The 23,973-nt window shown below is 38.0% G+C and carries 25 protein-coding genes; 10 read left to right on the top strand and 15 right to left on the bottom strand.

Annotated elements, in window-relative coordinates; translation table 11 throughout:
• Positions 1-34: 34 nt before the first annotated feature.
• The 3 genes from BLR60_RS14825 to can all read left to right on the top strand — a co-directional run bounded on the left by BLR60_RS14825 (position 35) and on the right by can (position 2,796).
• Complete coding sequence (locus BLR60_RS14825; protein ID WP_090501162.1) at positions 35-379, top strand: hypothetical protein; 345 nt, start codon at positions 35-37, stop codon at positions 377-379.
• Positions 380-529: 150 nt separating this feature from the next.
• Complete coding sequence (locus BLR60_RS14830; RefSeq protein ID WP_090501164.1) at positions 530-2,137, top strand: SulP family inorganic anion transporter; 1,608 nt, start codon at positions 530-532, stop codon at positions 2,135-2,137.
• A gap of 2 nt (positions 2,138-2,139) precedes the next feature.
• Positions 2,140-2,796: a carbonate dehydratase gene (can, locus tag BLR60_RS14835; protein WP_090501166.1), complete on the top strand. Its 657-nt coding sequence runs from the start codon at positions 2,140-2,142 to the stop codon at positions 2,794-2,796.
• A 232-nt stretch (positions 2,797-3,028) separates the two neighbouring features.
• On the opposite strand, the gene BLR60_RS14840 is transcribed toward can, so the two are convergent.
• Both BLR60_RS14840 and BLR60_RS14845 read right to left on the bottom strand, forming a co-directional pair.
• Positions 3,029-3,751: a DUF3667 domain-containing protein gene (locus BLR60_RS14840; protein ID WP_090501168.1), complete on the bottom strand. Its 723-nt coding sequence runs from the start codon at positions 3,749-3,751 to the stop codon at positions 3,029-3,031.
• 2 nt (positions 3,752-3,753) lie between these two features.
• Positions 3,754-4,011, bottom strand: coding sequence for a hypothetical protein (locus BLR60_RS14845; protein ID WP_090501169.1), 258 nt, complete (start codon positions 4,009-4,011; stop codon positions 3,754-3,756).
• An 89-nt stretch (positions 4,012-4,100) separates the two neighbouring features.
• Here BLR60_RS14845 and BLR60_RS14850 point away from each other — a divergent pair, with 89 nt between their 5' ends.
• A complete protein-coding gene (locus BLR60_RS14850; RefSeq protein WP_090501170.1) occupies positions 4,101-4,862 on the top strand; it encodes a response regulator transcription factor in 762 nt (253 codons plus the stop codon).
• Between the two features lie 98 nt (positions 4,863-4,960).
• On the opposite strand, the gene pruA is transcribed toward BLR60_RS14850, so the two are convergent.
• The 9 genes from pruA to BLR60_RS14895 form a co-directional block, all read right to left on the bottom strand.
• Positions 4,961-6,595 (bottom strand): L-glutamate gamma-semialdehyde dehydrogenase, encoded by a 1,635-nt coding sequence (gene pruA / locus BLR60_RS14855; protein WP_090501173.1) that lies wholly within the window; start codon positions 6,593-6,595, stop codon positions 4,961-4,963.
• A 406-nt stretch (positions 6,596-7,001) separates the two neighbouring features.
• Entirely contained in the window at positions 7,002-7,457 is a 456-nt protein-coding gene (locus BLR60_RS14860; protein WP_090501175.1) for a 4'-phosphopantetheinyl transferase family protein, read from the bottom strand.
• On the bottom strand, positions 7,444-7,707 hold the full coding sequence (locus BLR60_RS14865) for an acyl carrier protein (RefSeq protein WP_090501176.1): 264 nt from the start codon (positions 7,705-7,707) through the stop codon (positions 7,444-7,446). The genes BLR60_RS14860 and BLR60_RS14865 overlap by 14 nt, the downstream gene beginning before the upstream one ends.
• Positions 7,700-8,977 carry a beta-ketoacyl-[acyl-carrier-protein] synthase family protein gene (locus BLR60_RS14870; RefSeq protein WP_090501177.1) on the bottom strand — a complete coding sequence of 426 codons (1,278 nt, stop codon included), beginning with the start codon at positions 8,975-8,977 and terminating at the stop codon, positions 7,700-7,702. The genes BLR60_RS14865 and BLR60_RS14870 overlap by 8 nt, the downstream gene beginning before the upstream one ends.
• Complete coding sequence (locus tag BLR60_RS14875; protein ID WP_090501179.1) at positions 8,970-9,416, bottom strand: 3-hydroxyacyl-ACP dehydratase FabZ family protein; 447 nt, start codon at positions 9,414-9,416, stop codon at positions 8,970-8,972. The genes BLR60_RS14870 and BLR60_RS14875 overlap by 8 nt, the downstream gene beginning before the upstream one ends.
• 25 nt (positions 9,417-9,441) lie before the next feature.
• Positions 9,442-10,494 (bottom strand): type III polyketide synthase, encoded by a 1,053-nt coding sequence (locus BLR60_RS14880; RefSeq protein WP_090501181.1) that lies wholly within the window; start codon positions 10,492-10,494, stop codon positions 9,442-9,444.
• Positions 10,491-11,204, bottom strand: a complete 714-nt coding sequence (locus BLR60_RS14885; protein WP_090501185.1) for a methyltransferase domain-containing protein — start codon at positions 11,202-11,204, stop codon at positions 10,491-10,493. Before BLR60_RS14885 ends, BLR60_RS14880 begins: the two co-directional genes overlap by 4 nt.
• On the bottom strand, positions 11,204-12,334 hold the full coding sequence (locus BLR60_RS14890) for an NAD(P)/FAD-dependent oxidoreductase (protein ID WP_090501187.1): 1,131 nt from the start codon (positions 12,332-12,334) through the stop codon (positions 11,204-11,206). The genes BLR60_RS14885 and BLR60_RS14890 overlap by 1 nt, the downstream gene beginning before the upstream one ends.
• Before the next feature lie 400 nt (positions 12,335-12,734).
• Entirely contained in the window at positions 12,735-13,874 is a 1,140-nt protein-coding gene (locus BLR60_RS14895) for a sterol desaturase family protein (protein WP_090501188.1), read from the bottom strand.
• Positions 13,875-14,268: 394 nt separating this feature from the next.
• On the opposite strand from BLR60_RS14895, the gene BLR60_RS14900 reads away from it, so the two are divergent.
• The 4 genes from BLR60_RS14900 to BLR60_RS14915 all read left to right on the top strand — a co-directional run bounded on the left by BLR60_RS14900 (position 14,269) and on the right by BLR60_RS14915 (position 19,593).
• Positions 14,269-15,375 carry a carboxypeptidase-like regulatory domain-containing protein gene (locus BLR60_RS14900; protein WP_208600647.1) on the top strand — a complete coding sequence of 369 codons (1,107 nt, stop codon included), beginning with the start codon at positions 14,269-14,271 and terminating at the stop codon, positions 15,373-15,375.
• A gap of 361 nt (positions 15,376-15,736) precedes the next feature.
• Positions 15,737-16,798 carry a tetraacyldisaccharide 4'-kinase gene (gene lpxK / locus BLR60_RS14905; RefSeq protein ID WP_090501192.1) on the top strand — a complete coding sequence of 354 codons (1,062 nt, stop codon included), beginning with the start codon at positions 15,737-15,739 and terminating at the stop codon, positions 16,796-16,798.
• Positions 16,770-17,585 carry a purine-nucleoside phosphorylase gene (locus tag BLR60_RS14910; protein WP_090501194.1) on the top strand — a complete coding sequence of 272 codons (816 nt, stop codon included), beginning with the start codon at positions 16,770-16,772 and terminating at the stop codon, positions 17,583-17,585. The genes lpxK and BLR60_RS14910 overlap by 29 nt, the downstream gene beginning before the upstream one ends.
• A 1-nt stretch (position 17,586) precedes the next feature.
• Complete coding sequence (locus BLR60_RS14915; RefSeq protein WP_167354746.1) at positions 17,587-19,593, top strand: putative porin; 2,007 nt, start codon at positions 17,587-17,589, stop codon at positions 19,591-19,593.
• Positions 19,594-19,671: 78 nt separating this feature from the next.
• Here the strand turns inward: BLR60_RS14915 and BLR60_RS14920 are convergent, their stop codons facing one another.
• Complete coding sequence (locus tag BLR60_RS14920) at positions 19,672-20,379, bottom strand: porin family protein (RefSeq protein WP_090501196.1); 708 nt, start codon at positions 20,377-20,379, stop codon at positions 19,672-19,674.
• Positions 20,380-20,658: 279 nt separating this feature from the next.
• Positions 20,659-21,840 (bottom strand): asparagine synthetase B, encoded by a 1,182-nt coding sequence (locus BLR60_RS14925; protein ID WP_090501198.1) that lies wholly within the window; start codon positions 21,838-21,840, stop codon positions 20,659-20,661.
• A 235-nt stretch (positions 21,841-22,075) separates the two neighbouring features.
• On the opposite strand from BLR60_RS14925, the gene BLR60_RS14930 reads away from it, so the two are divergent.
• Entirely contained in the window at positions 22,076-22,537 is a 462-nt protein-coding gene (locus BLR60_RS14930) for a peptidylprolyl isomerase (RefSeq protein ID WP_090501202.1), read from the top strand.
• Between the two features lie 151 nt (positions 22,538-22,688).
• Positions 22,689-23,228 carry a DUF5606 family protein gene (locus tag BLR60_RS14935; RefSeq protein WP_090501205.1) on the top strand — a complete coding sequence of 180 codons (540 nt, stop codon included), beginning with the start codon at positions 22,689-22,691 and terminating at the stop codon, positions 23,226-23,228.
• Positions 23,229-23,281: 53 nt separating this feature from the next.
• Here the strand turns inward: BLR60_RS14935 and BLR60_RS25335 are convergent, their stop codons facing one another.
• Complete coding sequence (locus tag BLR60_RS25335) at positions 23,282-23,407, bottom strand: hypothetical protein (RefSeq protein WP_262502298.1); 126 nt, start codon at positions 23,405-23,407, stop codon at positions 23,282-23,284.
• Between the two features lie 85 nt (positions 23,408-23,492).
• Positions 23,493-23,966 carry a 23S rRNA (pseudouridine(1915)-N(3))-methyltransferase RlmH gene (gene rlmH, locus BLR60_RS14940; RefSeq protein WP_090501206.1) on the bottom strand — a complete coding sequence of 158 codons (474 nt, stop codon included), beginning with the start codon at positions 23,964-23,966 and terminating at the stop codon, positions 23,493-23,495.
• Between the last annotated feature and the right edge of the window lie 7 nt (positions 23,967-23,973).

A 23,973-nucleotide genomic window follows, 5' to 3' on the forward strand; every position in this document is an offset into this window, starting at 1 on the left:
AGCATAAGAATTAAAACAGCATTAGAATTTTTAAATGTTTTTAAGGAAATACAAGTATTTAATCGTTGCCACTTTTATGGTCATCTTCATGGCGAAGATGGGTATTTCTGGTGCACCGGTATTTTATACAAGTATCGACAAGGAAATTATGAATGCCGTAATCATGCAAATCGAGTTAGAGCATGAAGGCGGAAAAGATTCCGCCAAAGACACTGCAAAATTTACTGATTTCAAACTCGTCGAGCTGAATCATCCAATCCTTTCTTATGAGTTCTCTTCCAGCCATTTCTTTTTGAAGAGCAGTTTTATAGAACATTTTAAAAGATATGTAGATCCATATCATCCTACTGTTCCAACACCTCCGCCTAACTTTATCTAGTACTTATTATTTGGGGTAAAAATTACCTGCTCACTGTTATTGAGCGTTATTGCTATGCTTAAAAGGGTACAATACGCTGATGCTTTGTGTACTTGTTTTTTAATCCCCTACGATTTTATTCGTTAAAATTTACCAGATAATTATATTGTTATGCAAAAGTTTAACCCGGCCTTTTCAGGTTCGGATGTGAGAAAATATTTTCTTAAAAAGAATCTAAGGAAAGATTTACCTGCAAGTATTGTGGTGTTCTTAGTGGCCTTACCACTGTGTTTGGGTATTGCCCTGGCTTCTGGCGCGCCATTATTTGCTGGTTTAATTACCGGAATAATAGGTGGAATTGTGGTAGCCTCTTTTAGTGGCTCGCAATTAAGTGTTAGTGGCCCTGCGGCAGGTTTAACGGTTATTGTTTTAGGTGCAATAACCTCATTGGGGAGTTACCCTACATTTTTACTTGCTGTGGTATTGGCAGGTGTATTCCAGCTGGTTTTAGGCCTGGTTAAAGCCGGAACTATTGGTAATTACTTTCCTTCGAGTGTAATTGAAGGGATGCTTGCCGCTATCGGACTGATTTTAATCTTAAAGCAATTGCCGCATGCTTTGGGTGTTGATACTGATTTTACCGGCGATGAGGGTTTCTTTCAACAGGATCATGAAAATACTTTTTCAGCGATTACGGCAGCGATAAGCCATTTTAGTCTGGCTGCGGTGGTTATCAGTTTATTATCGATAGCTATTCTGATTGTATGGCCTAAGTTTCCAAAGTTGGCGGTTGTTCCTGCACCATTGTTGGTGGTTACTTTAGGCATTCTTGGAACCCTGGTTTTTGCCGGAACAAATTATCCGCTACGTGCCGATCAAATGGTAAAAATTCCGGTGGTAAATGGGTTTGGCGAATTTATGGGACTATTTACGATGCCTGATTTTTCTCAACTGGCTAATAAGAATGTGTACATAGTATCCATAACCATTGGAGTTGTAGCAAGTTTAGAAACTTTGCTCAGTATCGAAGCGGTAGATAAAATCGATCCGATTAAGCGTATAACACCAACAAACAGGGAACTGATGGCGCAGGGCATAGGAAATATTGCCAGCGGTATGGTTGGCGGTTTACCTATGACATCGGTAATTGTGCGGAGTTCTGCAAATGTAAACGCTGGCGGCAGAACCAAAATGTCGGCTATTTTTCACGGCATTTGGTTGTTATTATCGTTATTGTTTATTCCTGGACTCATTAATATGATTCCGTTATCTTGTTTAGCTGCAATTCTTTTAGTAACCGGATATAAACTAACCCGGATCAGCCTTTTTAAACATATGTACCACAAAGGCTGGGATCAGTTTGTACCATTTGTGGTTACCGTATTGGCGGTATTGTTTACCGATCTGTTAAAAGGTGTAGCTGTTGGGATGTTGGTTTCCGTTTTTTATTTATTGCGCACCAATATGCGTAATCCTTTTTTTTACCGGATTACAAACGAAGGCGACAAAAAGAATATCAGAATTAAACTGGCAGAAGAGGTTTCTTTTTTAAATAAAGCAGCGATACAGGTAGTTTTAACGAATATTCCAAAAGAAACGAATGTAGTTATTGATGGCTCAAATGCCCGGTACATCGATCCTGATGTGTTGGAAACCATTTATAATTATAAGCATAATGCTTATACTAAAGGCATTATTGTAACCCTGGAGAACATCCAAAAACATTATACAGTACCAAAATTAAATATTAAAGTAGAAGAAGAAATTAATAAATTATAATTATGTGCGCAAAAACGATAGAAACGAAAGATATTTCATACGATACCTTGTTACAAGGTAATAAAGATTGGGTTAAAGATACGATTGATAACGATCCTGAATTTTTCGATAAATTATCAGCAGGTCAAAGTCCACCGGTATTATGGATAGGCTGCTCTGATAGCCGTGTGCCGGCAAACCAGATCACAAATACTAAACCGGGTGATATTTTTGTACATAGAAATATTGCCAATGTAGTTGTGCATACGGATATGAATTTACTTTCCGTACTGGATTATTCTATTAACGTATTAAAAGTTAAACACGTTATTGTTTGTGGTCATTACGGTTGCGGCGGTGTAAAAGCTGCACTGGGTAATAAACAGGTTGGAATTATTGATAATTGGTTAAGAAATATCCGCGATGTATATCGTACCCACGAACGCGAAATGGTAACAATCGAAGATCCTGATCAGCGATTTGATCGTTTAGTGGAATTAAATGCAATTGAAGGAGCTGCAAATGTAACCAATACATCAATTGTACAGAGTGCCTGGGCCAATGGTCAGGAACTAGCTGTACATGCTTGGGTTTATAGCTTAAAAACAGGAATTATCAAAGACCTGAATGTAACTTGTACCTGCGTTGATGATGTTGCTCCTGCGTTCCAGGTAGAATAAAAGTACCGTTATATAGCCATTTTTAGTTGTTAGCAAAAGCCTGGAATTTATTCCGGGCTTTTATTTTGTTTGTGGTATTTTCCCTGCTTCAATCTTCATTGCTCGCTTATTTGGCTTTTTTATATCCAAAAACGGCTTGGTTTTAGCTATCTTATTTAAAAGGTCTGGCTTAAGAAATGTTCTTTTTAGGTTTAAGGTATGAAGTTTAATTTTTAAGAGCCAGAAAGTTATGTTAATGTTTGGTAATTGTGTGTATAAGTATTCCTAATATAAATATGCAAACCGTAAAAGTAATTACTCCAAAAATATAAACACCCAGGGCTTTCAGATAATTAATGTATTTGCTCTTTTCAAAAAACTGCCCTACAGCCCATGAAAAATAAACAATAAATAGCATACCCGAGTACTGCAAAAGGTGAGTATGGGTGATTCCTTCAATTGCTGCAAAAATCGTAAACATGAGCATACCCATTCCTTGAAGAAAGCACAATAGAATCAATAACTCGAAAAAATTATAGCCATATTTTCTAAAAAAAAGTTTCAGCCATAGCGACAAGAATACGCCCAATATAATATTGGCATAACCATAGTGGCTCTGGATCCAGTCATTAATCGGATTTATAGCTGCAGTTCCGGTTTGATCAAAGTTAAAGTAGCCTTTTTCAATATTGAAAAAATGATTAACCAGCGTGTAAATTAGAGAAGTTATTATCACAAATATAACCGGTTTTACCAGTCTGCTTCTATCGTTAGATATAAAATTGTGGATGGTTCGCCCGGGTCTGATCAATAATTCTTTAACGGTATAAAATATTCCCTTTTCTAAATGTAAAATGTGCTCTATTTCATGTTGGATATAATGCCAGTCAATTCTTTTAAGTGTAGCCGGTTCGCCACACCTGGTACAGTAATTTTCAGGTATATCCTGGTTGCAGCTGATACAGATTGCCTTCATTGTTAATTAATTTTATTGCGTAATTTAATTTCCTTATTAATTTCAATAAGGCTGTTAACAGCCGGTAAGAATGTGATAGGTATGGCAGTAAGAATGGCTATAAATGGAATAGCTGATTTCGATTTAAATAGGAACAGGTATATTATGCAGATCATCAAAAATAGCCAAACAATTGCACCTGCAAGGATTACAGCTTTTAATTTTGCTTTGTTTTTAGTTAATTCGGAGAAATTCAGCTTAGATAGTTTTTCTGTTGCCATAATGATTTGATGTTAAAGCAAACAAAATTCAGCAATGCAATCTAATTGACGTTTACACTTTAGTGTAATTTTGTTATTTTAGTGGTATCATGAAAGCTGATCAGCATAGCGGGTTACTGACCAAAAACAGAATAGATAATATAACTTCCCAAGATATAGTCCAGCTGGATAATTATCTGGAAGCTATAAGTGCTTTCGAAAAACTAACTTATCAAAGTGTGTATGTGATCGATTATACTGCAATGAAATTCGAATACGTATCCAGCAATCCACTTTTTCTATGTGGCCATACGGTAGCCGAAGTAATGGCTTTGGGTTATGGGTTCTACATTCATAACGTGCCTGAAAAAGATCTGCGCCTACTGGATTTGATTAACGAAACCGGATTTAATTTTTTTGAGAAACTGCCCCTTAACGAGAAAAAGTTGTACAGTATCACTTACGATTTTCATTTGCTGAACAAGGGTGGGAAAACGACCTTAATTAACCATAAGCTTACTCCGCTTTTCCTGAATGCAGAGGGGAAGATGTGGAAAGCTATTTGTGTGGTATCCATTTCGTCAAATAAAACGGCAGGTAATGCAGCTATTCATAAACACGGCTCCGATCAGATCTGGAGTCTTGATGAAAAAAAGCAGGTCTGGAGCAAACAATTCAAACCTCAGCTTAGCGAGCGCGAAATCGAGGTTTTACGATTATATGCACAAGGCTTAACCATTAACCAAATCGCTGACAAAATATTTGTTTCTCCAGATACCGTAAAGTACTACCGACGAAAAATATTCGAAAATTTTAATGTTGGTAATATTGTAGAAGCACTTTCTTATGCGGTAAACAATAAGGTTATTTAGTTCTCTCAGGATGATAATGCCAATAACGTAGTCAACCCTGTAAAAAAACAAAACCCCCGGGTGTTTCCGGAGGTTTCGATATAACGTTTATTACTATATTAATCTTCTGCTAAAAATGGGTAACGATAATCAGTCGGAGGATTAAAAGTTTCTTTAATGGTACGTGGAGAAACCCAACGCAATAAATTAATCATTGCCCCGGCTTTATCATTGGTACCTGATCCTCTTGCTCCACCAAATGGTTGTTGTCCAACTACAGCACCTGTACATTTGTCGTTAATGTAAAAATTACCAGCAGAGTTGCGTAAGGCATAACTGGCTTTTTCTATAGCATATCTATCTTGTGATAAAATAGCTCCTGTTAAGGCATAGGGTGAAGTGGTGTCGATTATTTCTAAAATCTGGTCAAATTTCTGATCTTCATATACGTAAACAGATAATACCGGACCAAAGAGTTCTTCACACATGGTGGTATATTTCGGATTGTCAACCACTAAAACAGTAGGTTCGATGAAATAACCTTTGCTCTTATCATAGTTGCCACCGGCAATAACTTCTACTCCTGTGTCTTGTTTAGCCTGATCGATATATTTAGCCAATTTATCAAAAGAACGCTCATCAATAACGGCATTAATAAAGTTACCGAAATCTTCTGTTCCACCTATTTTAAATGATGCTAAATCTCTGATCATTAATTTTTTAATCTCCGGCCACAGACTTTTCGGGATATACGTACGGCTGGCTGCAGAACATTTTTGACCCTGATATTCGAAAGCACCCCTCACAATTGCAGTAACCGAAGCAGCAATATCTGCACTTGGGTGAACCAGGATAAAATCTTTACCACCAGTTTCTCCAACAATGCGTGGATATGATTTGTATTTATGGATGTTTGTTCCGATGGTTTTCCAGATTTCCTGAAAAACTTTTGTCGATCCGGTAAAGTGGATACCTGCAAAATCAGCATGATTAAAAACTACATCGCCAACTTCAGGTCCGTCTGCAAAAATAAGATTAATTACGCCGTCAGGTAAGCCTGCTTCGCGGAAAACCTGCATAATTACATTAGCGGCATAAACTTGCGTATCGGCAGGTTTCCAAACCACAACATTGCCCATCATGGCTACACAAGCAGGTAAATTACCAGCAATGGCAGTAAAGTTGAAAGGAGTTAAAGCAAATATAAAACCCTCTAAAGGTCGCTGTTCCGTTCTGTTCCACATGCCATTTGGGGATACCGGTGGCTGCTGACCATAAATATCCTGCATATAACTTACATTAAAACGTAAGAAATCTACCAGTTCGCAGGCAGCATCAATTTCAGCCTGATAAGCATTTTTACTTTGCCCAAGCATGGTTGCCGCATTAATTTGGTAGCGGTATTTCGTAGCAAACAAATCAGCAGCTTTCATAAAAATAGCAGCTCTATGTTCCCAAGCTAAAGCTTCCCAATCTGCTTTGGCAGCCAAAGCAGCATCTATGGCTTCTTTTACATGGCCTTTATCGCCATAACTAAAGGTAGCCAGTACATGTTGATGATCGTGTGGAGCTACAACTTTCTTTTTATTTTTAGTATGTACTTCTTTTCCGCCAATAAACATCGGTATATCCAATTGTTTAGCACGCGCCTCGGCAATAGCCTCTTTTAAAAGCGAACGCTCTTTTGTGCCTGGTGCATAGCTATTAATGGGCTCGTTAACCGGGGTAGGTACGTTAAAAAATCCTTTAAGCATATTTTATTTTTTATGATTTGTGCAAAGATAACGCTTTTTGGGGAAGGCCATTCCATTATTCTGTAAAGAAAACGGGGTAAACGCTCCACTGTTTAATGGAACGATCATATAAGTTGATGATAGATTTATTATGGTTAAACTTTGGTTGTTTTAAGTTGTGTCTGTTATTACTAACTGTTTGTGGTGTCAGTTGTTGCTAACTGACACTTATTCTTCTCTTTTTCAATAACTTGTTAAGTTTTTCATGGAACTAATCCTAACCTTTAATCAGGATCTATTTTGTGTATAGGTTTTAAGATCCCCGCCTGCGCGAGGATGATGGATGAAGGAAGAACAGTAAATTTATTGTGGTTTCGGTTGTTACCAACTGACACTTATCTGCCATTACAAGGAAAAAAAGTAATTTTTAATACACCAAAGCCAAATACTGCCCATGATGGCTCACACTACCAGGTTTGGTGCTTTTGTAATCATCTGGGTGATCAGGTAATTCGTAAATAGCTACTTTAATTTTTTCCAATTTACCATAAACAGGAGCAGCTATCGTATGTATAAAAGCTGTTTGCAAATTGCTTTTAGTGAAATAGATGCTATCGTTGATGTTTACCGCTCCATAGCTGTTTGTATGGATGGTACAGCTTAAACTTTTGGGTGCAAAATCCCGGATGCCCGTTTTGCGGTTATGAATTTTATAGGCCGATTCTTTCATGCTCCATAACAGCCAGACCATTTCATCAGGATTATTTGCCGAGGTAATCAATAACTGCTCTCCAATAGTAAAAATTTTATCTAGGTAATTTTTACGTCGCCAGTTGCTTTGGATTTTAGCCAGATTTAGGTCAACAATATCATTGCCCAGCATTCGCTTCCAGTTTTTGGGCTATAATTTCAGTCGTAGCTTTTACCGTAAGCATTTTAGCCATCGAATCATTATCTATTTCGATGTTGAATTTTTCTTCAACATCCAGCACAATATCAACCAGGTTGGCCGAATTTATTTTTAAATCATTTATAAAATCGGTGTTTTCATCTATATGCGCCAGGGCAGTTACCTCTTCACTGTAAGGTTCGATAATTGTTTTCAGGGCTTCAATAATTTCTTCTTTATTCATGGGGATACTTTTTAAAAATAACACAGGCGTTAATGTCGCCAAAACCAAAACTGGCTTTCACTAAAATATTAATAGGTTGATGAATTAGGGTTTGCGGAATGCATTTAGTATCAATTAAATTGGTAATTTCAGGGTTTAAGTCTTCACAATTAATATTGGGGAAAATAAAGCCCTCCGAAAGCTCCAGTATCGAAGCCACACATTCTATACTTCCTGAGGCTGCAATACAATGGCCAATCATACCCTTTAAAGAGTTGATATATGGAAAACTATCATCTGGTAACGCTAAGGCTACTTTCCAGTTTTCTATTTCGAGTGCATCTTTGCTTGTTGCGGTAAGATGGCCGTTAATCACGTCGATTTCATGTGCCTCAATACCCGCATTTTTCAATGCAACCTGGATACAGCGTTGTACTGCAGTAGGGTTTGGTGCCGTCATAGTGCCTAAGCCTCGTTGACCGCCCGAATTGACATGACCGCCACACACTTCAGCATAAATTTTAGCTTTTCTAGCCAATGCGCTTTCAAGCGATTCTAATACCAAAGCACCAGCGCCGCTTCCGGGTACGAAACCACTTGCTGTGGCACTCATTGGCCGGCTACCTTTTTCAGGATCGTGGTTATGTTTAAACGTGCAAACCTTCATGGCATCAAAACCACCCCAAATATAAGGTCCGCTGTCGCTGGTACTCCCGGCCAGCATTATGGTGGCCTGGCCTGTTTTAATTCTTTCGTACGCCATCAATATACTTTCAGCGCCTGTTGCGCAGGCAGAAGAATTGGTACTTACCTGGTTGCCCAAGCCAAGTTTACCGCTGATAAAAGCGCTTACGCCACTGGCCATGGTTTGTATCACAACTGAACTGCCCAGTTTTTTAATTTCGAGCGCATCTATTTTGTTAATTGCCCATCTAAATTTATCAATACCAGAGGTACCGGTTCCGAAAATGGTGCCACTATCCCAATCGGGTTCGTTATTATTTTCGATGGTTAAACCTGCATCCTGCCAGGCATCCAAACCAGCAATAACGCCATATATAATGCCTGTACTGTTTAGGTTTCGTAATTCTAGCGGTGTAAAATATTGGCCGATTCGCTCATCGCTAAGCAGTGGCGTACCAGCTATCTGGCAAGAGAAGTTTAAGGCTTCCAGATCCGGCTGATGGCGGATGCCCGAAATGCCATTTTTTATGGCATCCGAAAACTCATTAACAGTAGTGCCATTGGGTGCACAAACGCCTAAGCCGGTAATGACCACTCTATTATCCATTTTCTTTCGGAATTAACATGCCGGAAATATTTCCTTTGCAAACTACTTCTCCAGCTGCATTTTCCATTTTCACTTTGCAACTGAGTTTATTGAACCTAAAATACACTTTCTCGCTGGTAACCGTTACCTGTTCGCCTGGGCCAACTGGTTTTAAAAAATCAATAGCATTTGAAGTCATGGCTATGGCTATATTTTGATCAGTTTTAACCGCTCTGAGCAGGTAAATACCCAAACAAACCAACCCGATCTGCGCCATGGTTTCAGTAAGAATTACTGCTGGTGTAAGCGGATAGTTTTTAAAATGCCCTTCGTAAAAAGGGAGGTCTTTAGCATAAGTATAAGTTCCCTTTACGCCATTTTCATCAAGGTGCAGCAACTCATCAACAAAAAGAAAAGGTTTGCCATAAGGCAATTGATCTAATATTTCTTGTGTAGTCATGAGTGGGTGATCGAATGCATAAGTGTTACCATTGTAAAAGTATGCGTTGTGCTGAAAAACCCGGCCCAAAGCTTAACATCAGTCCTTTTTCTCCAGGCATTGGCTTTTTATCCATCATCCGCTCCAAAACATAAAGAACCGTTGCACTGCTCATGTTTCCATAAAGCCTTAATACTTCTTTTGTATCGTTTATATTTTTGCCGAGCTGCCCAAACAATTCCTCAACAGTTTGGATAATTTTTTTTCCTCCCGGATGGAAGATCAAATGATCTATATCGTTAATTTCGAATCCGTTTTTTTTCAAAAATGGGTGGATGATAGTGGGGAAATGATTGGCAATGGTTTCCGGAACGGCCACATCCAGTACCATTTGCAGTCCGGTATTAGTGAGTTTAAACCCCATCATCTCTTCCGCATCATAAAAGTGGTACATTTCTTCGGCCAAAATTTCTGGTCCGCTATCTCCTTCATCCGAGCTTAATAACACACAGGCAGCGCCATCGCCAAATATGGCCGCACTTACAATGTTAGCCATCGAAAAATCGTTTAACTGAAAGGTTGCTGTGGGCGATTCTACCGCAATCACTGCTGCGCGTTTGCCTGGATTTGCTTTCAGAAAATTCTTGGCGTAAATCATACCCGATACACCAGCCGCGCAACCCATTTCGGTTACGGGTAAACGAATAATATCCTGACGGAGTTTGAGCAGATTGATCAGATAGGCATCTAAAGAAGGGATCATAATTCCCGTGCAGCTTACGGTAATAATGTAATCCAGATCCTGCGCCTGCCAGTTGGCTTTTTCGAGCGCAGTTTCCAGGCATTTGGCTCCCAGCTTTATGCTTTCGCGCACATAAATATGGTTTCGTTCCTCAAAGCTTAAATCACTAAAAACATCTTCGGGCGACATGATCGAGTATCTTTTATCTACTGCGGCACCTTCGAAAATCTTTTTCACCTTTCTGATAAAACGATCGTCCTGGTCTTTTAGCCAAACATCTAAAAATGGCAAAATGTCTTCGGTTGACCGCCAATACTCTGGTAAGGCTTTACTTACTGCTTTTATGGTTACGCTCATGTTATTTTAATTATCCATTGGTAGCGGAAAGCCCATTTCCATTTTATTGAACTTGATTTTACGCCTAATTGTTTGGTGTATTTTAGCAAGTCTGCTCTTTTAAATCCACGTAAAATGGAGATTAGTCCATCTTCTCTCGACATATCATTTAACCGAAAAACATAACACAGCGCTTTAAACAGGTAATAGGCTATTGCACTTCGTTGCAGGTCGTTTATTACGATGCCCATTGTTGCCGATCTTTTAAAATTGGTTAACAGATCAATAATTTCGTCATCTTTAAAATGATGGAGCGTTAACGTACAAAGCATAATATCGCAAGGTTCTGTTTTACTTAAATCATCAAAAATGTCGGTACAGGCATAAGTGATATTAGGGTAATTGGTAGATAAACTTTGCGCATGATTGATGGTGAAGTTATTGGCATCTATTCCTTTTAAAATAAAATGCAAACCTTGTTTTTTTGCATAATCGGCCAGGGTGCGTAACATATCTCCGTTTCCACAACCAATATCGGTAATACGTATAATCTGATCGGATGGTTTGCTGTCTATTAAATTTTTGACACCTTCGACTGTAACCTTATTACCACCAAGAAGTTGGTTAATACTGGCTATTTTATCAAGGGCATCGCGTAAAATTTCACCTTCCATGGCGAAATCATCCATAATTTCTGGTGCTGTGCTTCTAAATGTGGTATCTACTGGCATTATGATGAAATTGTGATGGGCTTGCCATGTGTTTGTTTAATTATGGTTTGGAGGAGGAAAGGCATTTTTATCAATGTATTGATCGCTAAACTTTCAAATCTGGTGTTCCTCAGCAAAGTGGCTAACATTCTTCCCATTTTTAACCGGTTTCTAAATTCGTTGTTCCAGTTTGCAGTATAAATTTCTTCCAGTGCCTCTCGAGAACTGATTTTGCCTTTAATCTTTTGATGCAAAAGTTCTGAAGCGATTTTGGCCGCTTGAATGGCCATGGCCATACCGTTACCGCAAAGCGGATGGATTAAGCCTGCAGTGTCGCCAACCATTAAAATTTGGTTATACACAGGTTCTTTACGCTCAAAAGAAACCTGACTGATGGTTAACGGAGCATCAAATAAACTGGTGGCATTTTCTAAAATATTCTTCAAATACCTGTTTTTATATAATACGTTCTCCTGGAATGCGATTAAGTTTTTATGTTTTTTGAACCGCTCATAATTCGCAAGATAACAGACGTTCACACGATTATCTTCAACTTTTGAAACGCCACAATAACCGCCTTCAAAATTGTGCAGGCTAACGAGATTATTTGGAAAGGTAGTCTGGTAATGTGCTTTAACGGCCAGATATGGAGATTGCTTGCCCATAAAACTCCGGTTTAGCTTCATATCAATGGACGATCTTTTTCCATATGCACCAATCACGTAAGGGGCATTAAAGGTGTGGTTTGTAGTGGCTACTGTAAATTGGCTATCGGCAAAATTTATTTCAACCACGCGATCATGAACGATGTTTACCTTTCTCCTGATCAGTTCGGAATACAAATAATAGTCAATAGTATACCTGCTCAAACCAAAACCACCCAGTGGCAATGTAGTCTGTATGCTTTTGCCAAGATTTGAAGTAAAAAGCAGTTCGCTGATAGACGTCGGTGCAAGGCTTTCAATATCCAGACCAAGCCATTCAAAATAGGGATTTACCTCGTTCGAAATATATTCACCACACACTTTATGGTGGGGATAAGTATCTTTCTCGATTAACGTAACCACTAAACCCAACTTATTGAGGTGAAGTGCGGCTGTTAATCCTGCCAATCCACCCCCAATAATTAAAATTTCTGTTTCGGCCTGCATAAAATAAGATGGAACACTAATATAACGAATTAATAAGGGCTTTGTTCCGTGTGTGTGTTTTTAACCACAGCGGGAGTGGAGAAAAAAAACTGAGGATACCGTGTCGGCTGTGCGATGTGCTCGCGTGGTGTTGGGTGTTACCCTCTGGTTCAGCGTACTATCTGATGTTACCATTTGAAAGGAATATTATCATTTTAGGTTCAAAACCTTTAATAGCAGCAGTGCCAGTTTTGATTAAACGGGATCCGATAGTTATCGAATGCAGCGGTATACTTTTGTTTTCCTTCAAAACCAAAAGATTTAGCGGAAAGTCCGACTCACATTAATAATAGTTACAGACACTGCTTTCCTCATAACCTGATGAAATTTAATCAGGCTTAGGTTTCATATAACCGTTAGCTTACCTGTCACTTCTTTCTTCCATATTCAAATCCGTATCAAACGGACTTTTTGTAAAAGGATAAATGGTCTGTTTAGCAAAACCTTTCGGATAAGAAGCTTCGTGCACACCCGTTCCGGCAGGCCATTCTTTGCCTGGCAAATAATAGGTGCCGAACATCATATCAATAAAAGGGAATATCGAAGCGAAATTATGACCATAATATTTAGGGTCTTCGCAATGGTGCCAATGGTGGTATTGTGGCGTGGTGAATATGTATTTTAACGGACCAAAGTTAATTCTGGTATTCGCATGGATCAGTACCGCATGGATGGCTATAAAAATAATGTATACATTGAAAACGGTAGACGAAAACCCTAAAATATACAGCGGGATAAATGTCATGGCTCTGGTAAAAAAGATATCAATAAAATGGGTACGGCTTCCGGCCAGCCAATCCATATTTTGTGTAGAGTGGTGGATGGAATGAAAACGCCATAAGGCCACCCTGGTATGGAAAAAACGGTGTGCCCAATATTGAAATAGATCGGTACTGAAAAAAGCTAAAAATAGTGCTACCGCAAAAGGCAGACTTTGTACCCAGGTATGCAGTTTATCTAAACCCATCCAGCCAAAAAAGAGTACTGCAGGTTTTTGAGTTATAATGCCAAAAAACTGAATAAACAAATGGCTCACTACAAAATAGGTTAAATCAGTACGCCACTCCTCGTGAAATTTAGTTTGGCTGGTGTTTTTAGGAAAAAATAATTCTAGTGGAACAAAAATGGCCACCATCAGCAGTAAATCCAAAATCATCCAATCTAAACCAAAATGCCAGCTTGATTTGGCAACATCCCTACCTTCAACAGTTACCGCACCTAATAAAACGGCCAAAGCGGTGAGTATAAAACCTGGCCAGGCCCACTTTAATTTTTTGCTCAAAACAATACTCAGTGCCGAAAAGAAAAGGGCCGCAATAACACCGCCCAACATTAAAACTTCTACACTTTCTTTGGTATAAACTTCACGAAATTCTGGTGTAGTAAGCTTCTCGGGATAGTGAAAACAAAGGATGCCGAGTAAAGCCAAAACGGCTAAAAATATAGAAATGTAGCCACTAATCTGACCCTGACCAACTACTAATCGCTTATTTGGAGACATTAAAGTATATTTTTGGTAAATGACAATAATAATAAAAAAAACGTAATAACTATTAACTGGTTTAGTCGGCGAATTGTTTGAATCGGTTAATTGATCCTAACATATTGCTTGTTAACCTGAGTTCGTGGCGCCATGATTCAGGTATTAAAGTTTAAATTGAAACTGCTAAATGACGCTAGATGCCGTGGCAACTGCAAACTGTAAATTATCAACTGTCAACTGGGTAAATCAGTTAACTGACTTCAAACCTCCAGCGTAACAGTATATTTTTATTATTTAAATAGAATAACTAAATTACACTTAAAATAATCAAATATTACTAAATAACGCCTCCAGTTTCTTTATGTTTTACCGAGCAAAAATCATTTTATTAGTTATAATTGGTAGCTTTTTCGTGTTTCCACGGGCATGGTCGCAACAGCTTATTAAAGGGAAAGTGCTTAACGAATCGAATAAAGGTATCTCATCCGTATCTATTTACAACAAGCAGAAATTAATTGCCCTGAGTGATCCTGATGGTAATTTTAGCTTTAAAATAGATTCCTTAAATAAAGGTCAGTTGCTATCTTTCAGTTCGGTGGGTTACGAAAGCCGTTCTGTTGAAGTTGATGAGCGCAGCATAACCAGCGAGTTCACGGTTAGGTTAAAAGATAAATACATTAAATTGGACGATGTGCATATTTATGCCGCCAATTTTGCTGCTACTTTAATGAAGAATGCGGCTGCCCACCTTGCCGATACTGGCGTGGTAAGCGAAAAATTGTTGTGCAGGCAGTATATGTTAAAAGATGGCAAATATTATAGTTATGCCGAGGGATTATTTAATCTTCACACTGATGAATATAAAAATGATATCAGGTTACAGCTTGAAGGGTTAAGAAGGCTTAAGGAACTTAAAAGAACAGGAAGTATAAAAATCAATTATGCAGTTGATTTAAGAGTTGAGCTCAAATCTTATTTTGTAAGTAATCTCAATGAGAATATGCTCAGCGGGGATAATGATTATGAAATTGAAGGGCAGGTGGAATATGAAGGGACCAAATGTTATAAAATCGCGTTTAATAGGACAAAGAATGTATTGTACAAACGCCAGAATGGCTGGGTTTACATCACGGTAAATCAACACCTGATTAAAGGAATGGAAAGCAATATTGCCACAGTAAACAAAAGCATGATCTGGATTAACCGGCAGAACTATATCATCGAAAATGGTTTATCGAAGTTATCTTCTACATATTTAAAGTGTAATGTAGTGGCCGGATTATTTTCTGAAGGGGAACCTTCAGCGGAAATGGAACTAATCTTTCTGGAAAATATTGATCCGGAACTAAAAAATAGCGATAACTATTCTACCCTAAAAGTAAGACAGGATTTTTATCAATACCCTAAAAAGAACAATGAAGCACTATGGACAGCACTCTATAAAAAGCATAACCTAATAATTCCGAAGGTAATTGTCGAGACCTATAAATCTGATAAGGATATCTTGGAACAGTTTTAAATTTAAGATCATTTGCCCTTAGTCAATCTAAACTGTAAATTGAAACTGTAACTGGGTTATCTGGTTAATTGATCCCAAACCTACAAGTTGGTTTACTATTAATTTATTTGTAACTGTAAACCGCAAATTGAAAACTGCAAACTTAAAACTGCAAACTGTCAACTGGTAATCGGCTCGGAACTTAAACAAGTCGATCTGCGGTTAGTTATTGGTCCTGTAACCGCAATTGAAAACTGCCAACTCCAAACTAAAACCTCCTCCTCCAAACCATTTCAGTTGCTCATGGGTTGCTTTAAATGGGTAACAGACCAGGTTATGCCTTTCTTTTTTAAATAATCAGTAATTTTGAAACCACGACACTATGCTAGTTAATTATTTACGTCTTTTGCTGCTCCCGTTTTCATTGGTTTATGCTATGGCCGTTACACTCCGGAAAAAGCTTTATGATTGGGGGATAATGCGCAGCGTATCTTTCGATTTACCCGTAATCTGTGTAGGCAATTTAGCCGTTGGCGGCTCGGGCAAAACACCAACAACAGAATATTTAGTGAGGTTGCTATCCGACTATAAAATAGCTATACTAAGCAGGGGATATGGGCGTAAAACCAAAGGGTTTATCATGGCTGATCATAATGCTACAGCCGAAACCATTGGTGATGAACCTTTACAATATTACCAGAAGTTTAAGCAGGTTACTGTAGCCGTATGCGAAGACCGTGTGGCAGGCGTAAGGCAGTTGCAAAACAACCATGATATCATTATCCTGGATGATGCTTTTCAGCACCGTGCCATTAAAGCCGGATTTAATATTTTGCTGTTTGAGTTCAGGAAATTAGGTACTTTGCAATTTTTGCTGCCTGCAGGTAATTTAAGAGATGTTTTCTCCTCACGCAAAAGAGCCGATGTGTTTTTGGTTACCAAATCGCCCGTGCCTTTATTGCATGTGGCCCAACAGGCATCGGTAAATGAATTACAGCCAAATGCAGATCAGCCTGTACTACATTCTTACTTAAAATATGGCGATCTGATCCATTTGTATCGGAACGAACGCCAAACGCTGGAGTCTGTTAAAAATTTCGAAATTTTTCTGCTTACCGGAATTGCAAATCCCGACCCTTTAATTGAAGAGCTTGAAAAATACGCCGCAAGCATTAAACACGAAAAATTTCCTGACCATTATGCTTTTAAAAATGATGATCTTAAGCAGTTTAAATCGGCTTTTATGGGCAGCAATAAAAAAGATAAAATCATCATCACAACAGAAAAGGATAGCAAACGTTTAAGAGCTACCGGATTTAAAGATTTACTGGTAGATTTACCTATATATTATTTACCCATTGAGGTTGAATTATTTGAAGAAGATAAGATTACCTTTGACGAACTCATTTTAAATTATGTTAAGAGCAATAGAAGAAACCGTTGAGTATATAAAACGTAAAACAGAGAACTTTAAGCCAGAAATAGGTATTATTTTAGGTACCGGCTTAGGTGGCCTGGTAAAAGAAATTGAAATTGAACATCAGCTGATGTATTCCAATATTCCCAATTTTCCAATTTCCACATTAGAGTTTCACAGCGGGAAACTGATTTTCGGAACATTAAACGGAAAGAAAATTATTGCCATGCAAGGTCGCTTACATTATTACGAAGGGTATAGCATGCAGCAAATCACCTTTCCGGTTAGGGTAATGAAAGGTTTGGGTATCGAAAACTTAATTGTTTCTAATGCTGCGGGCTCCTTAAATCCCGAATTTAAAAAAGGTGATCTAATGATTATAGACGATCATATCAACTTGCAGCCAGATAATCCATTGCGTGGTTTAATCGAGAGTGAATTAGGTCCGCGTTTCCCGGATATGAGTCAGCCCTATAAACGCGATATTATAACCAAAGCGTTAGAAATAGCTAAAAGTGTTGATATTAAGTGCCATAAAGGCGTATATGTTGCCGTTTCAGGGCCAAATTTAGAAACCAAAGCCGAATATAAGTACTTGCGTTTAATTGGCGCCGATGCAGTAGGTATGAGTACAGTGCCTGAAGTTATTGTGGCCAACCATGCCGGCCTGCCTGTTTTTGCCATTTCTGTATTAACAGACGAAGGTTTCCCGGAAGATTTGCAGCCTTTTGATTTAGACGAAATTTTAGCTGCAGCAGCTAAAGCCGAACCTAAGATGACTGAGATTTTAACCCGATTAATTTCTGAACTGTAAGATGCATAAAGCCATTAAAATCTGTTTTTTTTTCCTGCTGCTGTTAGGCATCACCAAAGCCTTTGCACAAGATTTAAAAACAAGTGTTGGTACCAATAAAGAACTCGATTCGGTTAGAAAGAAGCTAGATGGAAGTAAAGATTCCGTAGTTTTTACGGCCAAATATATCCGTTTTACCAAGCTGTCTTTAACAAAAGATAGCATTGTATTGTTGCCACTGGATACATCAACCGTTAACATTCAGAATTATAGTCCGCTTTTACAACCTACCCATCCCACCATTAGTAATGGTAACATGGGGCTTTCGGCCAGGCCCTTACTGTACGAGTCCAGTAAGCGAATTGGTTTCGACGTGGGCTTCCATTCACTCGATTATTATGCTTTAACGCCTGATGATATTATTTTCTATCAGGCCAGAACGCCTTTTACCAGTCTCTATTTTGTGAGTGCAGGCCAAAAGGAACAGCTTTTCAGGGCTATCCACACACAGAATATTAAAAAAAACTGGAACGTAGGGGTTAATTTTAACCGAGGCGATTCTAAAGGTTTTTATGCCAGGCAACGTGGCGATAATTTGAATGTTGCTGTATTTTCATGGTACCAATCGCCAAGCAAACGTTATAATATGTGGGCATCGGCCATTTTTAATACCATGCGTGCCTATGAGAATGGTTCTACAGTAGCTACAGGATTATTCGATCCAAATTATACTAAAATATCAAGAGATGCAGAGCCAATTAATTTATCAGACTCCCGAAATTTATACCGAAAGAATACCCTTTTCTTAAAGCAGACCTATTATGTAGGCAGAATAGATACTTCTGCTAATGTTAACAATGCGGTTTTACCTACCAATAAGGTTTCGTATACGTTTGAGTATAATAACGACAGTTATGATTTTTACAAAAATGGAACTGATGTGAACAATGTGCTGCCTCCGGGACTGGCGAGCACAACATATACCAACGACTCTACCCACGTAAAGCACATCAAAAATGAATTTATTTACAGTTTCTTTTTAAGACCAAAAAACAGTTCGGTTATTAAAAATGAATTAAAGGTTGATGCAGGGGTAAGGCACGATTACTACAAACATGAATATCTGGGTTTAAAACAAGATGGAACCAGTTACGAAAACAGTAACTTTACTTATCAGAACATTACCATTTTAGGCGCAGCAGGCTATCGGTTTTCGAACAACATCGATTTCAATTTAGATGTACAACAAATTCTGCAGGGTGAAAATGCAGGTGATTATTTGTACGAGGCAAAAAGTAAAATTCTTTTAGGTAAAAACATAGGTAGGATTGAGCTTGGCGCCTATGCACAGAACCAAACACCGGCAACCATTTTTAATTATTATCACGGCAATCATTATCGATGGGAAAACAACGATTTTAAGAATACTAAAATCGCCAATTTATCCTTTAACTATATTAATGATAAGTATGGTTTTACTGCTGGAGCCAACTATTATTTAACCAGTAATTACGTTTATTTTACTGCGGATTTAACCAATAATACAACTGCTATTTTACCAAAACAGGCTACTGCAGATATTAGCTTAATCAGGTTGGATGTATCGAAGAAAACCAGGTTTGGGAAATTTGTGATGGAAAACTATATCGCTTATCAAAAAACAGATAAAAATGCGGTATTAAGAACACCGGATCTGTACACTTATAACAGTATTTACTTTGATAATACCTTTTTCAAAGTATTAAAAGCCAATATTGGATTAGATGTGAGGTACAATTCTGAATATGCGAATTACTTATATTCACCAGCTACGGCCCAATTTTATATTGATGAGCGCAATCCAATAAAATTACAATCAAGACCGATAGTTGATGTCTTTTTTAAAGCAAATTTAAAAAGGGCCAATATTTTTGTTAAATATGATTTTGTAAATCAGGGTCTATTCCAACAAGGTTATTATACGGTAAACAGATATCCTATGCAAGATGCCTTACTAAAATTTGGCGTAAGCTGGAATTTCTACGATTAGGCAGTATATAATTAATAAGCATAAAAAAACCTTCCTGATTATACCAGGAAGGTTTTTTTATGCTGTGTTTTTTCTAGACTAGAATGAATAACCTACTGAAAATCCTAACACACGGTTAGTTAATTTACCATCTCCAGATCTAGAATCTTTAGGTACCAGGTTTGATAAACCTAAACCATAGTTCGCACCTACTAAAAATCCAGAATTTGTACGGTAAGCTAAACCAAAGTTGGCACCAAATTCTGTAGATGCATAGTTTTTATCCGTACTTGAACCAAATTTTAAATCATTTTCATTAGATACTGTTCCCGCAGTAGAGCCACCAGTTGTAACGGTTTCGAATTTGTTTTTTCCTGATATGTTAAATCCAACGTAAGGGCCTGCTGAAATTTGTACAGCACCGGCATCACCTGTAGGAATTCTGAAAACCGCATTTACAGGAACTTCAATAGCCATCAAATTTACTTTGCTTGTGGTTGTATTGGTAATGCCACCAATTGTTGTTGTTTCCTCGAATTTGCTACCTTTGTTCTGTAATGATACCCCTGGCTGAATGAAGAAATTGTTTCCTACACCGAAATCAGCAAATGCAGTAACATTAAAACCAACATTATCTTTTGCATTGTCATTGAATGATGTACTGCCATCAGTACCACTTGCGTGAAATCTTGCTAAGTTTACGCCGGCTTTTATTCCAAATCTCGCGTCATTACCAGTCATGGTGTTTTGTGCGAAAGCACCTGTTGCTAATAAAACGACTGAAGCACTTAATAATAACTTTTTCATGATATTTTCCTTTATAAAATTCTTGTTTAAATTTAGGTGTTACCCTGTTTGTTAATTGCCAGTGCTCATCCAAAAGCTGTGCCAAAGTATCAAGGGTGTTACAATTCGGGAGCTAAAATGTTGGTTATCAGTATAATTTTTATAAAAATCGGGTCTGGTAATGATCCGATTCGTAAAGGGCATGAGCAGCCATTTACTGTATACATAAAAGGAATACAGTAAAGAATAAGTTAATTTTTACGCTCAACGGAATAATACCACTCGTTAATTTTCGAAAGTTTAGGTTTTTTGAGGTTTCTTTTTGGCCGCAGGAAAAAGTACATTGTTTAAAATAAGGCGGTAGCCGGGCGAATTTGGATGCAAACTTAAATCTGTTGGAGGGTCGCCCACAGCATGCTGATAGTCTTCAGGGTCGTGTCCGCCGTAAAAAGTAAACTGACCTTTGCCAATTTCGCCGTGTAAATACCTTACCTCTGCTGCGCCTTTATTTTCGCCCAGAACAGTTACACTCGTTTTTACCAGGCTTTTTTTAAAGGCAGTGGTTTGCCCCATAAAACCTTTAATCACCTTGTCGTGATCTTGGGTAAGCATCGTTGGCACTAAGTCCCACTTGGCGGAAAAATCGAATAACGTAAAGTAATCATTCGCCTGGTTCAGCGCGCGTGTTTGCGTAACGTCAATATCCGAAAATTCATAATTCATTGGATTGGTATCAAGCCTGAAATTCTGAAAAGCGAGGGTTTTGTTAAAATCAAGTTTCGATTGTGCATTCGGGTCTGCAGGATCACCGTCAAACATCTGGGCGCAAATATCTACACCATCGGCAGCAAGGGCAATGTCGAAACTATCGGTGCCAGAACACATGGCGAACAGGAAACCTCCACCGGCACAATATTCCTTAATGTGTTTGGCTACGGCTAATTTCATTTCCGAAACCTTTTTATAACCCATTCTTTTGGCGAGTGCTTCCTGGTTTTTAACATCTTCCTGGTACCAGGTAGCGTACCTGAAATTAGCCCAAAAACGGCCGTACTGGCCGGTAAAATCTTCATGGTGCAGGTGCAGCCAATCGTATTTATTCAATTTATCCTGAAGGATATCGTCATCATAAATCACATCGTATGGAATTTCTGCATAGGTTAAAACAAGCGTAACGGCATCATCCCATGGCAGTTTGCTTTTTGGAGAATAAACGGCAATTTTCGGCGTTTTCTCCAGTTTAACCATTTCCATATTCACAGCAGGATCACTGATTTCGTTTAATAGGCTGCTTACCTTTCCATCGGCCATTACTTCATAAGATACGCCGCGGATTTTAAGTTCATCTTCAACTGTTTTATTATATTTAATTAAAAAGCTTCCACCACGATAGTTTAAGAGCCAGTCAACCTCCAATTGTTTACTTATCGTCCAATAGGCAATACCATATGCTTTAAGGTGATTTTTTTGATCTTCATCCATGTAAATTAATAAGGAAGAAGCCCTAAGCCCAAGAGAGCAAAGCAGGCAGATGAGCAGGATATAATATTTCTTTATCAAATCGGTATGCTTAAAACACTAAAATACCGCATTTAAACTGGATAGAAAAATTTAATGATGTTATAAGTTATACAATTTTGTTATTTTTGCCCTCTACTAAAAAAAATATGAAAAATTTTTAGTCGAACAAGATTTAAAAATTAGTACCGATATAGATATGAGTAAAGCAATAATAAAAACAGAAAAAGGCGATATGACCGTAGAATTCTACGAAAATGATGCGCCGAAAGCCGTTGCAAACTTTAAAAAATTAGCTAAAGAAGGCTTTTATGATGGGGTAACTTTTCACCGTGTAATTCCTAACTTTATGGTTCAGGGCGGATGTCCGAATTCAAAAGATCCGGCTAAGGCACATTTAGCAGGTACCGGTGGTCCAGGTTATAAAATTGATTGCGAACTGGACGGGGAAAATCAATATCACGATCGTGGTGTTTTATCTATGGCTCATGCTGGCCGTAACACTGGTGGTTCACAGTTTTTTATCTGCCATAGCAGAGCAAATACTGCTCATTTGGATCGCAACCATACTTGCTTTGGTAAAGTTGTTGAAAATGTAGACCTTGTTGATGATATCCGTCAGGGCGATAAGATTGTAAATATTGAAGTTTTAGAAGATTAAAAATAGATGCGAGATTTGAGACATTAGATTTGAGACTTGATTGCTCTGATTGATGTCCTATTCTCATTTAATAATTGAACAAAGAGTTTTAGTTATTTGATTTGAGTGATTTCTCATATCTCATATCTCGAATCTCATATCTCAAAAAAATATGAATTTAAGAGGAATTGTTGCCGTATCTGGCAGGCCAGGTTTATTTAAATTGGTTGGACAAAATAAAGTAGGTTACATTTTAGAAAGCTTAGATGAGCAAAAAACTAAAATTGTAGCCAACATCACCAATACAAAATTAGCTTCGTTAGAAGATATTACAGTGTATGGTGAAGATGAAGAAATTAAATTAGCTGATATTTTTGCTAAAATTGCAGCTAAAGGAAGCACGCCGGATCTTAAAGGCGATTTACGCCCGTTCTTTCTTGAGGTTGCTCCAGGCCACGATCAGGAAAAAGTTTATGCTTCGGATATGAAAAAAATCATTACCTGGTATAACTTATTAAAAGATCTGCCTTTGTTTACAGAAGAAACTCCTGAAACACCAGGAACAGCTGCAGAAGTTAAATTAGCGGAAGAAAAAGCAGCTGATAAAAAAGTAAAAGCTTCAGGCGCTAAGGCATCTGCCAGTGCAAAAGCAACTACCAAAACTTCGGCTCCGGCCAAAAAAGCAAATATGACCAGTAAAAAAGGCGTTTAAGCTTAGTAGTCAAAGTATAAAAACACCAGGCAATTTGTCTGGTGTTTTTTCGTTTAGCCGAAGTACCAGATCAGGCCGCCAATAATCAATGAAATGATAATACTCACCCATAAGTATTTGTTGCTGCCACGCTGGTTGCTCTTGTATCTGTATTCCCGTTTATATTTATCTAGTATCATGGTTCTTTTATTTAAATGATGATTTTTATTTCCCTTTTCCATATCTAATCCACATAATCCATCTTATCTTGAGTATTTTCCATCTTTAAGCGTGATGATAAGGCTCCCCCTTCAAAATACTAAAACCGCGGTAAAGCTGCTCCACAAAAAACAACCTGATCATCTGGTGAGAAAAAGTCATATCCGAAAGGGAAATTAAGCCATTTGCCCGTTTGTAAATACTTTCATCAAATCCATAAGGGCCGCCAATAATAAAGATTAAATGTTGAACACTGCCAATCATCTGTTTGTTTAAATAATTGGAAAACTCAACAGATGAATATTTTTTACCCTTCTCATCCAGCAAAATCACCATATCGCCATTGTTAATCTGTTTGTGCAACAGTTCAGCTTCTTTTGCTTTTTGTTGTGCTTCACTCAGGTTTTTAACATTTTTTACATCAGGTATGGCCAAAAAACTAAAATTAATATAATGTTTCAGGCGGTTGATGTATTTATCAATTCCCTCAATTAAATACTTATCTTCGGTTTTGCCAATGGCAATCAGGGTAATCTTCATTTAATAT

The sequence above is a fragment of the Pedobacter terrae genome (genome assembly GCF_900100705.1).
Lineage (GTDB): Bacteria > Bacteroidota > Bacteroidia > Sphingobacteriales > Sphingobacteriaceae > Pedobacter > Pedobacter terrae.